The organism is Microcoleus sp. PH2017_12_PCY_D_A (assembly GCF_020738565.1).
In the GTDB taxonomy this organism is placed as follows: Bacteria; Cyanobacteriota; Cyanobacteriia; order Cyanobacteriales; family Microcoleaceae; genus Microcoleus.
Map to the genome: position 1 here is coordinate 50,457 of NZ_JAEQCI010000061.1, position 13,667 is coordinate 64,123.

The 13,667-nt window shown below is 49.0% G+C and carries 11 protein-coding genes; 8 read left to right on the forward strand and 3 right to left on the reverse strand.

Annotation, left to right across the window (positions count from 1 at the left end):
• Positions 1-28: 28 nt before the first annotated feature.
• Entirely contained in the window at positions 29-3,442 is a 3,414-nt protein-coding gene (locus tag JGK39_RS18685; RefSeq protein WP_293255405.1) for a response regulator, read from the reverse strand.
• 120 nt (positions 3,443-3,562) lie between these two features.
• Positions 3,563-3,994, reverse strand: coding sequence for a response regulator (locus JGK39_RS18690; RefSeq protein WP_293255408.1), 432 nt, complete (start codon positions 3,992-3,994; stop codon positions 3,563-3,565).
• Positions 3,995-4,038: 44 nt separating this feature from the next.
• Between JGK39_RS18690 and JGK39_RS18695 the strand changes: the two genes are divergently transcribed.
• From JGK39_RS18695 to JGK39_RS18705, 3 genes are all read left to right on the forward strand, one after another.
• Positions 4,039-4,200, forward strand: a complete 162-nt coding sequence (locus JGK39_RS18695; RefSeq protein ID WP_293255411.1) for a hypothetical protein — start codon at positions 4,039-4,041, stop codon at positions 4,198-4,200.
• 53 nt (positions 4,201-4,253) lie between these two features.
• The gene (gene purC, locus JGK39_RS18700; protein WP_293255414.1) at positions 4,254-4,982 is read left to right on the forward strand and encodes a phosphoribosylaminoimidazolesuccinocarboxamide synthase; all 729 of its coding nucleotides are present in this window, start codon (positions 4,254-4,256) and stop codon (positions 4,980-4,982) included.
• Positions 4,983-5,176: 194 nt separating this feature from the next.
• Positions 5,177-7,630: a BamA/TamA family outer membrane protein gene (locus tag JGK39_RS18705; RefSeq protein ID WP_293255417.1), complete on the forward strand. Its 2,454-nt coding sequence runs from the start codon at positions 5,177-5,179 to the stop codon at positions 7,628-7,630.
• Positions 7,631-7,854: 224 nt separating this feature from the next.
• On the opposite strand, the gene JGK39_RS18710 is transcribed toward JGK39_RS18705, so the two are convergent.
• Positions 7,855-8,100, reverse strand: coding sequence for a hypothetical protein (locus JGK39_RS18710; RefSeq protein ID WP_293255420.1), 246 nt, complete (start codon positions 8,098-8,100; stop codon positions 7,855-7,857).
• A gap of 71 nt (positions 8,101-8,171) precedes the next feature.
• Between JGK39_RS18710 and lpxC the strand changes: the two genes are divergently transcribed.
• The 5 genes from lpxC to JGK39_RS18735 all read left to right on the forward strand — a co-directional run bounded on the left by lpxC (position 8,172) and on the right by JGK39_RS18735 (position 13,603).
• Positions 8,172-9,029: a UDP-3-O-acyl-N-acetylglucosamine deacetylase gene (gene lpxC, locus JGK39_RS18715; RefSeq protein WP_293255423.1), complete on the forward strand. Its 858-nt coding sequence runs from the start codon at positions 8,172-8,174 to the stop codon at positions 9,027-9,029.
• Between the two features lie 307 nt (positions 9,030-9,336).
• Positions 9,337-9,858 carry a 3-hydroxyacyl-ACP dehydratase FabZ gene (gene fabZ / locus JGK39_RS18720; protein WP_293255444.1) on the forward strand — a complete coding sequence of 174 codons (522 nt, stop codon included), beginning with the start codon at positions 9,337-9,339 and terminating at the stop codon, positions 9,856-9,858.
• Between the two features lie 230 nt (positions 9,859-10,088).
• Positions 10,089-10,883 (forward strand): acyl-ACP--UDP-N-acetylglucosamine O-acyltransferase, encoded by a 795-nt coding sequence (lpxA, locus tag JGK39_RS18725; protein WP_293255426.1) that lies wholly within the window; start codon positions 10,089-10,091, stop codon positions 10,881-10,883.
• A gap of 231 nt (positions 10,884-11,114) precedes the next feature.
• Entirely contained in the window at positions 11,115-12,287 is a 1,173-nt protein-coding gene (lpxB, locus tag JGK39_RS18730) for a lipid-A-disaccharide synthase (RefSeq protein ID WP_293255429.1), read from the forward strand.
• A gap of 23 nt (positions 12,288-12,310) precedes the next feature.
• Positions 12,311-13,603, forward strand: coding sequence for a DNA cytosine methyltransferase (locus tag JGK39_RS18735; RefSeq protein ID WP_293255432.1), 1,293 nt, complete (start codon positions 12,311-12,313; stop codon positions 13,601-13,603).
• The last annotated feature ends 64 nt before the right edge of the window (positions 13,604-13,667 follow it).

The following is a 13,667-nucleotide window of genomic DNA, read 5'->3' on the forward strand; positions in this document are numbered from 1 at the left end:
CTGCGATCCACTACAATCGACTAACACATTAACCAAACATTCGAGTTTCCACAAATTCTTGAACTCTGGCTAAATGACTGGACAAACTCGCTAATATGTTTTCAACCACCTCAATCGTTGACAATCCCGAAGCCGCTGATTGAGATTGAAAGCCTCGGGCTTGATGCTCCAATTGGGCGGCTAAATCCGACATGAGAGCAACTCCCACATTGGCAGAAGTTCCCTTGAGACGGTGAGCTTGATATTCCACAGTTTGCCAATCTTTAGCTTCTGCGGCAATTTTGGCAGCAGCTACATCAGCTTGCGCGTTTCCCACAAATGCTTGCAAGAGTCGCTCGGGCAATTTAATATTAACTCGTCCGAGTTGCTCCAATCTGCTTTTGTCGAACAGTCCGTCGCAGTCTGCGTGTTCCCAAGCTTGAAGTGCGATCGCCCTTGGTGCGGGCACAGCCACAGGCTTTGCTGCTTCCAAAACTTCTGGATAATTTGTTTCTAATTGAGGATTTTCTGCCAAATTAATACTTTTAACTCCATACTTATTTTTAAACTCAACATTTTGGGATTCATATTTTTTCAGCGCCACCGCCAAAGCATCTAAATCCACAGGTTTGCTGAGATAATCATCCATCCCTGCGGCCAGACACTTTTCTCGTTCTCCCGGCATAGCGTGAGCCGTTAAAGCAATCACAAAAGTATGCCGATCGCCCTTTTCTCGTTCCCTCAGCTTTTGCGCCGTTGCGTAACCGTCTAGTACCGGCATTTGACAGTCCATCAACACTAGATCGTAGCCTTTTTCTGCCAGCAAGTCCAGCGCTTCTTGACCGTTGGCGGCACAGTCAGCATCATACCCTAAAGCTGCCAACTGTTCGACAATTACTTGTTGATTGATCGGGTGGTCTTCCGCCAGCAAAATTCTCAGCGATGACGGCGAATTGGGAGCAACATATTGAGAATTAACTCCGGGCAATTTGCAAGTATTAGCAGCCTCCAAGCTTTCAAACTCTCCCCTTCTCTTAACCCCAGCCCGCAAAGCCTCAAGCAAGCCCGAAGGCCGCACCGGCTCGATCAAATAGCCGCTAAAACCCACACTGCAAAGCGCTTCAGCTTTCGGCTGTTCCCGCAGCGCCGTCATGGCGATTAACAAGTTAACTGACTGTATCGATCGCACTTTCTGGCCAAATTCCTCAGCATCCAAATCCGGCATTTGCAAATCCACAAGCACCGCATCGCAGCATTTTTCCCCCAACTCGGAATGCCCGGGAATGCTGCTATTGGCATTTTGCAACCAAGTCAAAGCAGCAGCAGCGGTTTCTGCTTCGTAGCAGCGGGCGCCCCAACTTTGAGCGAGCGATCGTACCGCCGCCCTCCTCAAAGCGCTTGCAGAGACTACTAACAGCTTCTTAAGAGCAAGTTCGGCAGTCTGGGGCTCAACTTGCAACTGTTTTTCCAAAGGTACAGCAAACCAAAAAGTCGAACCGCCATCGAGAAGACTGCGAACCCCAATGGCACCTCCCATCATTTCGACTAACTGCTTGCAAATAGCCAAACCCAAACCCGTGCCGCCGTAAGCCCTAGTCGGAGAAGCGTCTACCTGAGAAAAAGATTGGAACAGTTTTGTCTGCCCTTCCGGCGAAATTCCAATGCCTGTATCGCGCACCGAAAATAGCAAATTTTCCTGTTGTCTGCCGTCTGCCAATCGATCGCCCCGCTTGACACTCACGTGAACTAATACTTGACCGCGATCGGTGAATTTGATCGCATTTCCCGTCAAATTAAGCAATATTTGCTTCAGCCTGCCCGAGTCGCCCACCAACTTTTTAGGCACCGCACTGTCAATTAAAAAATCCAATTCAAGATTTTTTTCCTCTGCCAAAGGCGCCACCATTTCTATCACCGATTCCAGGCAGCTATCCAAATCAAAATCTGCCTTTTCCAGCCGCATTTCTCCGGCTTCTATCTTAGAAAAATCGAGGATATCATTAATCACGCTCAGCAAATGTTCGGCACTGCGGTAAATAGTCTGAGCCGACTCCCGCTGTTTTGGTTCCAGAGGAGCGCGCAGCAGCAATTGAGCCATGCCCAAAACCCCATTCATCGGAGTGCGAATTTCGTGACTCATGTTCGCCAAGAATTGCGACTTAACCTGGCTTGCTTTCAGGGCTGTTTCCCGGGCTTCCACCAACTCATTAATTTTGTCTGCCACCATCACAATTCCCCCCACTTTGCCGTCGGGATCGTACCAAGGGTGAGCTGCCCAGCGCAGGTACATCACAGAGCCGTCTGCTCGTTCCCAAGCATCTTCGCTCACTGAAACTACTTCACCCTTTAACACTTCTTGATACATCATTTTCCAGCGATTCGGCGTATCTGGAAACAATTCGTAATGACTGAGGTTGGTCAGGGACTGCCACTCAAAATTAAATTGAGTCAGCCATTTGTGAGAGTTAGCTAAATAGCGCATTTGGGTATCGAACATCGCCATTGCTACGGGCACGCAGGTAATAATTTGTTTCAGTTGCTGCCGTTCTCTTTCTAGGGCATCTTCGGCAAGTTTTCGATCGGTAATATCGCTAATCATGCCGGCCATCCGCAGCGCTTTTCCTTGGGAATTCCGCTGAGCTTTGCCCTGAGAAGTGCAGTGGCGGTAAGCACCAGAGGAGTGCAGCAGCCGGAATTCTACATTGTAGTCGATCGCTTGTTCTAGATGAGCTGCGATCGCCCGGACGATACCGTCCTTGTCCTCGGGGTGCAGGCGGCTGTAGAGAGCATCCATAGTGCTGCCAAATTGATCTCGCACCAAACCGATAATTTCCAAAAGGCGATCGTTCCAATAAACCTCATTTTTAGTTAAATCCCAATCCCAAATTCCGTCGTTCACTCCCTCTAAAACTAATCTGTACCGTTCCTCGCTTTCCTTAAGTTTTTGACTTGCATAAAACGCCTGAGATTCGGCGCGGTAAACGCGAAGGGCATTGTGCAAACTGCGCGACAAACTCTCGGGAGACATCTTGCCTTTAGCGATATAATCAGAAGCTCCCGCCTTCATCAATTCCACAGCAATTTGTTCGTCGCCTTGCCCGGTAAGTACAATTAAGGGAACTTTCAGCCCAGCTTCCCGTACATTTTTTACCAAAGTCAGTCCGTCTCCGTCTGGCAAGCGGTAGTCTAGGAATACGCAGTCAAATTTGCAATCAAATATCTGATTTAATGGCAGCGCTTTTTCGGGCGTCTCAACCTCGCTTAACTGTTGAGATTTATCGGGAGGCGAGAGTTTCGCGGCTGTGCTATAATTTTGGTCGATCGAGAGTTTTGCTAGGGTATCGGCGCAGTCTTCGGCTTCAGTAATTTCTACCAAAACCCCAGCAGACTTGAGGGAGCGTTTGACTGCCATGCGATCGACTTCATCGTCATCAACTATCAGAATCTTGATAAGTTTTTCCATAAAAACCAAATTGTGAATTAATCCGAAAAAGCTGTGACATAGAAAAAGTAATAAAAACAAATGCACCGCTTAATAATTACAAAAGCCACTTCGATATTTTTTTGTCAAAACTTCCATAATTTAGGGAATTTCGCTTAGCATCCAGTATCTGTTGAGGGTAGCCATAACTTCTACAAAGTTAGAAAAAGTGACTGGCTTAAGAATATAACCAGCTACATTCAAATTATAAGCTTCTACCTTGTCTCTATCTTCATTAGAAGTTGTGAGGACGATTACGGGAATCGACCTCAAACTTTCATCCAGCCGCAATTCTCGCAAAAACTCGATCCCGTTCATTCTCGGCATATTCAAGTCGAGCAAAATCAACCGGCGCGCTTGAGGCATTGCAGGCTCTGTTTTACTTTTTCCGCGCAATATATCCAGAGCTTCTAACCCGTTGGCAGCCATGTAGAGGGGGTTGACGATATTATTTTTTTTGAACGCTCGCCGGACGTTCATCACATCCACCTCATCATCTTCTACCAAGAGGATATGAATTTTTTTTTCTTCCATAAATCAGCCATTTTACAGATGTTTTTTAACCGCCGGTCTGTCGGGTGAGCCTCATTCAGCACATCGCGAACCCAGCAGGTCTAATCTCTATTGTGCTGTGTCAAGAATCATTTATGCCTCAGCCGGTGGCGGTATATATCTGGAGGCGTAATCACCAGCAGGCATCTAACGGCGCAGTCAGTCGATCGGCAAAAACTCGCCAATAGTGCCCTCAGAGAGCTACTGTAAAATCTAAAACTGATCTACATTATTAATTGCCATGTCAGCCGATCGCAAACTCTACGAAGGCAAAGCCAAAATCCTGTACTCCACCGAAGACAGCGAAATCTTGCTGACCCACTTCAAAGACGACGCCACAGCCTTTAACGCCCAAAAACGGGGCAGCATCGCCGGCAAAGGCGAAATTAACTGTGCCATATCCACCCACCTGTTTCGGATGCTAGAAGCCAAAGGCATTCCCACCCACTTCATCGACACGCCCGCCCCCAACCAAATGCGAGTCTGCCGCGTTCGCATCTTGCCCTTAGAAGTCGTCGTCAGAAACATTGCCGCCGGTAGTCTTTGCAAACAAACGGGAATCGCCCTCGGTACAATTATCAATCCGCCGCTGGTGGAGTTTTATTACAAAAACGACGATTTGGGAGACCCGCTGCTAACCCGCGGCAGATTGCAGTTTATGCAGCTAGCCACCCCGGAACAAGTAAAGCAATTGTCGATCGCCGCCCGCGAAATTAACGAAATACTCAAAGAATTTTTTACCCAGTGCGGCATCACCCTGGTAGACTTCAAACTAGAATTTGGGATCGACCAACATCAAAACCTGCTCCTCGCCGACGAAATCAGTCCCGACACTTGTCGCCTCTGGGACAACGCAGAAACTGACCCCGACGCCCGCGTGATGGACAAAGACAGATTCCGCCGCGACTTGGGATCGGTAGAAAGCGCTTACCAGCAAGTTCTCCAGCGGGTTCTAGCTCAGAAAGTATAGAGGCTTGAAATGCGCTAGAATTGCACAGTTTGTCACCGTTCTACCTTCGATGTCAGCAATCAGCGGTCAACAGTCATCAATTAGCGGTCAGCGCGAAATTCAACCGACTTAATCACTAATGACTAATGGCTAATGACTAATGACTAATGACTAATAATGTGGTGTGTGTCGATTGCCCAAAAGAGTGAACAAAAATGCGCTTATCTGCTGTATTGGTGGCAGTTTTTACTGTCTCTGCAACCTTCGGACTATCAAATTCGGCAAGCGGTCAAACATCCTACTCTGAATCAACAGAGGAAGCTTTGGCCGCCGTTCCCCCCGCCCCGTCGATCGAATTACCCGATCGCCCCGTCCCAGAATTAACCCAAAATTCTCCTCAAAACCGCACAGCAGCTAACAGCAGCCCAGCGGCAGCCCTAAAAATAGCGGCGGCGGCCCCCGGTAGAGGAGAAGACGATCGCGAACCCCCAAACCGAGTCACAGACCCGGCAACCCCGGTGTCGCCCGCCCAGGTGCAACTCAAACCCGAGATTGCATCCAATCCCGTCGCCTCTAGCAGCCAAAACGCCCTGCCAGACGCGCAACAGGCCAGCGAACTCCCCCCCTCGGAGAGCGCAGTTTCGCCCGCCTGGGTTGCCGTAGAGCCTCGGAAACAGGATGAATCAGGGGCGATCGTCCAAGACCTACAAGTTTCTCCCTCTCCAGCCCAGGACGAATCAGGGGCGATCGTCCAAAACGCCCAAATTCCCCGCAGACCGGCCCCGGCTAGACAGGCCCCCACCAGACCGCCGGCCCCCACCGTTCCCCCATTGCCCTCGGGCCCAGGAACACCGCAGCCCAGACAAACCCCCGCACCAGCCGGGGCTGCAGAACCGCAAGTGTTAGTTGCCGAAGTTACCGTCACCGGGGCAACCGGAGACCTAGCAAGCGAGATTTACCGAGTCATCAGCACCCAACCGGGGCGCACGACCAACCGCAGCCAACTGCAACAAGACATCAACGCCATTTTTGCCACGGGCTTTTTCAGAAACGTGCGCGCAGTACCGGAAGACACCCCCTTAGGCGTGCGGGTGACTTTTATCGTGCAGGCAAATCCGGTGCTGCGGGGAGTGAGAATCACCGGTCAGCAAGTGCTGCCCCAAAGCGTCATTGACGACAGCTTCCGCGATCAGTACGGCAAAATTCTCAACCTCCGCCGCTTTGAGGAGGGAGTCAAAAAAATTAATGCGTGGTATCAAGAAAACGGCTATGTTTTGGGCCAAATCACTGATGCGCCGCAAGTAGCAGACGACGGCACAGTCACCCTGCAAGTGGCAGAAGGCCAGATCGAATCCGTTGATGTCCGCTTCCTGAACAAGGAGGGAGAACCCACGGATGCGACCGGTCAGCCGATCGGAGGCAACACCCGCCGCTATGTCATCACCCGCGAAGTTCAACTCAAGCCCGGAGACATCTTTAACCGCACCAAGGCGGAAAGAGATTTGAGGCGAGTGTTTGGTTTGGGGATTTTTGAAGACGTGCGGCTTGCTTTGGAACCGGGAACGACTGACCCCCGCAAGGCAAGGGTAATTGTCAACGTCATTGAGAAAAATACAGGTTCTCTGGCTGCGGGTGCGGGTTTGAGTTCCGCGACGGGTTTGTTCGGTACGGTGAGTTACCAGCAGCAAAACTTGAACGGTAGGAACCAAAAATTGGGGGCTGAAGTACAAATTGGGGAACGCCAAACCCTGTTTGACTTGAGTTTTACCGATCCCTGGATTGCGGGCGATCCTTACCGGACTTCTTTCACGGCTAATATTTTTAGAAGGCGATCGATCAGCGTGATTTTTGACGGCGGCGAGAGGGAAGTTAGATTGCCAAATGACGATCGACCCCGCATCGTCCGCACCGGCGGCGGCATCAACTTTACCCGTCCCCTGTCGCGCGATCCTTTTGCAGATTCTGAGTGGACAGCTTCACTCGGTTTGCAGTACCAGCGAGTCTCAATTACCGATCGCAAAGGCAGACGCGAAGCCGAGGACGAACTCGGCAACCAGCTAAGTTTTAGCAATTCCGGCTCCGACGACTTGACAACAATCCAAGCCGGTGCTGTGCGCGATCGGCGCAACGACCCACTCCGCCCTACCAGCGGTTCCCTGCTCAGATTTGGCATGGAACAATCGATTCCTGTAGGTTCCGGCAGCATCTTGCTCAACCGCCTGCGCGCCAGCTACAGCTTTTACCTACCAGTGAAGTACACAAACTTTACCCCCGGCCCCCAAACCCTCGCATTTAGTTTGAAAGCCGGCACCGTATTCGGAGATTTGCCTCCCTACGAAGCCTTTGCCTTGGGCGGCGCCAACTCTGTGCGCGGATACAACGAAGGCGACATCGGAGCAGGCCGCAGCTTCCTAGAAGGCAGTGTGGAGTACCGTTTCCCGATTATTTCGTTTATCGGCGGAGCGCTATTTTTGGATGCGGGCACCGACTTGGGTACGGGCAAAGATGTCCCGGGCGACCCGGCAGGTGTCCGCAGAAAGCCCGGTAGCGGTTACGGTTACGGCCTCGGCGTGCGGATTCAATCTCCCTTGGGCCCGATCCGGATCGATTACGGTATCAACGACGGCGGGGACAATCAAATTCACTTTGGGATTGGCGAAAGATTCTAATTACCGAAGAGTCATTAGTCATTAGTCATTAGTCATTAGTCATTAGTTAGCAGTAATTGGTAATTGCTGACTGGTAATGCCTACTCTCCGATTTTGTGTAAGGTGCGCATTGCGCACCCTACGGGTTAACTACTGTGACGCTCTTGTGGCTGCTACAATCCTAGAGAACCTTACCACCAGCCCAAGATGAGTCCATTTTTTCCGATGCTGTTATTGCAATTTACTCAAATAGCAGAAACTAGCTCTTGTCGTACTGTCGGATCATCGGAGTTAATCGCGATCATTGCTCTAATGGGGGGACTTTTAACCTTTGCTGCTACAGCTAGTGTGCCATCTATGTCAATTATGATACCCGCCGCAGTAGTAAAGGTTCTAGGAGGTCTTGCAATTGGAGCTAGCATCACCTCGATAATAGTGCCATTCCAGTCATTTTTAGATATCGCGGCTGTGGTGGCTGTAGTCGAGGGCATTAAGCACATCTTAGGATGTGGTTAATGAGTTAGCTACGGTTAACTTCCTTCTTCCTTCTTACTTCTTCCAAATGACTATTCACACCCTAAAATCTGAATTTGAACTATCAGGAATTGGTTTGCACAGCGGCGAACAAACTCGCGTCCGAGTCTTGCCCGCTGCGGTTGGAGAAGGCCGCTATTTTGTCAGAACTGACTTGCCCGGTGCTCCGATAATTCCGGCAAAAATTGAGGCGGTTTGTCAGACTGCACTTTCTACGGAACTGGCAGGTGCAGCAGGTGTTCAAATTCGCACTGTAGAGCATTTATTAGGCGCTTTGGCGGGGATGGGAGCGGATAATGCTCGAATTGAGGTTGATGGGCCGGAAGTGCCGCTGCTGGACGGTTCGGCTCTCTTTTGGGTAGAGGCGATCGCCCGTACCGGCTTAATTCCTCAAGCATCCCAGGAAGAGTCTAATCCCTCCTTCGTCCTAGCTGAGCCGATTTGGGTGCGTCACGGGGATGCTTTTGCTGCGGCTTTACCGTCAGCGGAAACTCGGTTTAGCTACGGCATTGATTTTGAGGAACAGGCGATCGGCAATCAATGGTACAGTTGGTCGCCAGAGGTAGAAAGTTTTGCGACGGCGATCGCCCCAGCCCGCACTTTTGGACTGGCCCGCCAAGTTGAACAATTGCGACAAGCAGGTTTGATCAAAGGTGGTACCCTAGAGAACGCCCTAGTTTGCGATCGATCCGGCTGGCTCAACCCGCCCTTGAGATTTGCCAACGAACCAGTGCGCCATAAAATCTTAGACTTAGCAGGCGACCTCAGCCTGCTGGGAACTTGGCCAAAAGCTCACTACTTGGCCTACAAAGCCAGTCACAACCTCCACGTCCAACTTGCCAAAGCCCTGAACTCCCAACCCCCGGCCGTGCTACAGCCAAGTTAGAAAAGGTTCGCTCCCAGTTGCTGTTACAATTCACAGTTACAATTCACAACCCAAAACGCGATCCCTTGCGTTTATGTAGCAACGGCCAAGGCGCTTAGAACATTCTTAATTGCTGAAACCATTGCACTGGATTGTTTTCATCACGATAACTAAAGCCTTCCTTCTTTCCTTCTTCCTGATGACTAATGACTAATGACTAATGACTAATGACTAATGACCGATGACTAATGACTAATGACTAATGACTAATGACTAATGACTAATGACTTCTTCCTTCTTGCATACCACACTCAAAAGTCTTCAAGCAATGTCCACGCTGACAGAAATTAACACCCTCAATACTGCTAATTCCGAGTCCGTTTCTACCGAAAACGGCGCCGATTCTCCAGCGGTTAAATCTACTTTTACTCTCGAAGAAATCCAGAAAATATTGCCTCACCGCTATCCTTTTGCACTTGTAGACAGGATTGTTGATTACGTGCCGGGAGTGCGGGCTGTAGGAATTAAAAATGTGACTTTCAACGAACCGCATTTTCAAGGGCATTTTCCCGGAAGACCGATTATGCCGGGAGTATTAATTGTCGAAGCGATGGCTCAAGTTGGCGGTATGGTGCTCGGTCAGTTACCGGACATTGAGCAAGGATTGTGGATGTTTACCGGCATTGATAAAGTCAAATTCCGCCGTCAAGTTGTACCGGGCGATCAGTTGCTGATGACTGTAGAATTGCTCTGGGTAAAACGCCGCCGCTTCGGAAAAATGCAGGCGATTGCAGAAGTGGACGGACAAAAAGTTTGTGAAGGAGAATTGACGTTTTCGATGGTAGATTAAATTGTTATTGGTTATTGGGCATTGGGCATTGGGCATTGGGCATTGCAACAGTTAACAGTTAACAGCCAACAGCCAACTGCCAACAGACAACAGACAACAGTTAACAGTTAACAGACAACAAACAACAGTTAACAGACAACAGACAACAGACAACAGTTAACAGTTAACAGACAACAGTTAACAGTTAACAGACAACAGACAACTGCCAACTGACAACTGACAACTGAAAAATGCTTACTTTGATTCACCCAACTGCTGTGATTCATCCCCGCGCCGAAGTACACCCGACTGTAGAAGTGGGCGCTTATGCTGTAATTGGGGAAAGAGTGAAAATCGGGCCGGAGACTAAGATTGGGGCCCATGCAATTATCGACGGACTAACAGAAATAGGTGCTCGCAATCAAATTTTCCCTGGTGCGGCCATTGGTTTGGAACCTCAAGATCTCAAATATGAGGGTTCTCTGACTAGGGTGACAATTGGCGACAACAATGTGATTCGGGAATACGTGACAATCAACCGCGCTACTGGAGCGGGGGAAAGCACCAAACTTGGCAATAATAATATGTTGATGGCTTACGTTCATGTGGGTCATAATTGCGATATTGCCGATCGAGTAATCATTGCCAACGCTGTAGCCCTAGCCGGACACGTCACAATTGAGTCCCAAGCCAGACTCAGCGGGGTTTTGGGCGTGCACCAGTTTGTCCACATCGGCCGCTTGTCCATGATCGGTGGTTTGAGCAGGATCGATCGAGATGTACCTCCTTATATGCTAGTCGAGGGGAATCCTTCGCGAGTGCGAGCTATCAATAAAATAGGTCTCGAACGTGCCGGTTTAACCCCAGAAGATTTGTTAGTTTTAAAGAAAACTTTTCGGATTTTATACCATTCTGGCTACACTCTCAATCAAGCTTTGGAACAGTTGGATTTGTTGCCGGAAAATCACCACTTGCAGCACCTGCGGAGATTTGTGCAACAGTCTGTAACCAAAGGGCGGCGCGGTTTGATTCCCGGCAAAAAATGAATGAGGTAGAATAAATCTATTGTTTGTAGTAAGGACTTTAGTCCTTATTAGCTAAAAGTCGCGTCAGAGAGGACTGAAGTCCTCACTACAAACCTATGAGTAGTTAGCTGTTTGTTTGTAGTAAGGACTTTAGTCCTTATTAGCTAAAAACCGCGTCAGAGAGGACTAAAGTCCTCACTACAAACCTATGAGAGAGAGGACTGAAGTCCTCACTACAAACCTATGGATTTTATGAAAATTTTTATCAGCACTGGTGAGGTTTCGGGCGATTTGCAAGGGGCGTTGTTAGTTTCAGCCTTAAAACGTCACGCTGTCGCCGCTGGTTTGGAGTTAGAAATAACCGCATTGGGTGGCCCTCGCATGGCCCAAGCTGGTGCTACTATTTTAGGCGATACTGTGGGTATTGGTTCTATGGGCATTATAGAATCAGTGCCCTATATTTGGCCAACGATCCAAGTTCAGCAAAAAGCTAAACAATATCTCAAAAAATTCCGTCCCGATGTTGTTGTGTTGATTGATTATTTGACTCCAAATCTCGGTATTGGTAGCTACATTCGCGGCTGTTTGCCGGATTTACCTGTGGTTTGGTACATCGCACCTCAAGAATGGGTTTGCTCGATTTCTCCTCGCAATACGGATCTGATTGTCAATATTGCCGATCGCATTTTGGCGATTTTCCCAGAAGAAGCTACTTATTATCAAAAAAAAGGATCTCAAGTGAGTTGGGTTGGTCATCCTTTGGTGGATAGAATGCAATCTGCGCCCAGTCGGGAAGTTGCCCGCAGAACTTTGGGAATTGAGCCGGAACAGGTGTCAGTCGCGCTAATTCCCGCTTCTAGAAAGCAAGAACTCAAGTACCTGATGCCGGTGATATTTGAGGCGGCTCGCATTATTCAAGCTAAAATGCCGGAGGTTCATTTCTGGATTCCGGTTTCTCAATCCGGTTTTCTCCGCAAAATCGAACAGGCGATCGAGAATTACGGTTTGCGGGCTACTGTGTTGGAAAATCACAATCTGGAAATCTTGGCGGCGGCCGACTTGGCGATCGCCAAATCTGGTACTGTTAATTTGGAATTAGCTTTGCTCGACGTTCCGCAAGTTGTCGCCTACCGCGTCAGTCGCATTACGGCGATGATTGCTCGCCACCTGCTGAAATTGTCGATTCCTTTTATTTCTCCCCCCAATTTGGTGCAAATGAAGCCGATCGTCCCGGAGTTGCTGCAAGATGAGGCTACTGCGGAAAATATAGTTTTCCACGCCCTGGAATTGCTGCAAAATGCCGATCGGCGCCAGCAAACCTTGGCGGATTATCGCCAAATGCGCCAAAGCGTGGGAGATGTCGGTGTGTGCGATCGCGCGGCTGCGGAAATAATCAAAAATGTTAAAATAAATACAGCTTCTTAAAACAATTTTAGTATTGAAATGTTATGCCAAGCTATCGGAAAAAGCGACCGATCGCTGTTGATTTATTTGCAGGCGCAGGCGGCATGACGCTGGGCTTTGAACAAGCAGGTTTTGACGTACTGGCCTCAGTCGAAATTGACCCCATCCACTGCGCTACCCACCAGTTCAATTTCCCGCACTGTTCTGTATTGTGCAAAGATGTCTCAGAGCTGACAGGAGCAGAAATTCGGGAAAAATCTGCGATCGGCAAGCGCGAAATCGACGTAGTAATCAGCGGTTCGCCCTGTCAAGGATTCTCGCTGATGGGGAAGCGCGATGTCGGCGATCCGCGAAATTCTCTAATTTTCCACTTTCAGCGCTTGGTTTTGGAACTCAAACCCAAGTTTTTTGTAATGGAAAATGTGCCGGGAATTGTAGCAGGCGAACACAAAGAACTCCTGAATCTTTTAATTAGCTCTTTTCTGGAAGCAGGCTATCAAGTAGAAGAAAACTATCAAGTTCTCAACGCCGCTCACTACGGAGTGCCGCAAGCTCGCAAACGATTGTTTCTGATTGGTTGTAAACAAGACTGCGATCTGCCAAAATATCCTCAGCCAACTACTTTTCTGCCTAAAAAGAAACTTCCTAAACGCTATAAAAAAGTTAATTTACCTGCGGTTCCGACAGTTTTGGAGGCGATTGGAGATTTGCCGGAAGTAGAAAAGTATAGCGAGTTGCTGCACCGAGATTGGGTAATGGCGGAGTACGGAAAGTGCAGCAGCGATTACGCGAGTTTTTTGCGCGGCTTCGATGATTTTGATAATGATTATGCTTACGATCGCCAGTACGATCGACAAATCCTCTCATCCAGCCGGCGCACCAAACATTCTCCCGAATGTATGGAAAGATTTGCAGCGGCAGCCTACGGCGAAAAAGAGCCGATCAGCCGTTTTTACAAGCTGCACCCCGACGGAGTTTGCAACACTCTCAGGGCTGGAACCGACAGGGCGAGGGGCGCTTATACTTCGCCAAGGCCAATTCACCCGATCGCGCCTCGGTGCATTACAGTCAGGGAAGCAGCGCGGCTGCATTCCTATCCTGACTGGTTTAGATTTCACGTCACAAAATGGCACGGTTTTCGCCAAGTCGGAAATTCTGTACCGCCGCTATTGGCGAAAGCTGTAGCAGCACAGATTATTTGCGCTTTGGGCGTGAAACCAATTAAGCCGAGTGTCAAGTTTTTAGTTGGAGATGATTCATTGCTTAAACTAAATTGGTCGGAAGCGGAACAATATTATTTCACAACCCACATTCCGCAGATATTCGATCGGATTTAATTTCAAAATAATTCAGAATCAAAAAAGCCTCAAATGATTGCATAGCAATCATTTGAGGCTTTTT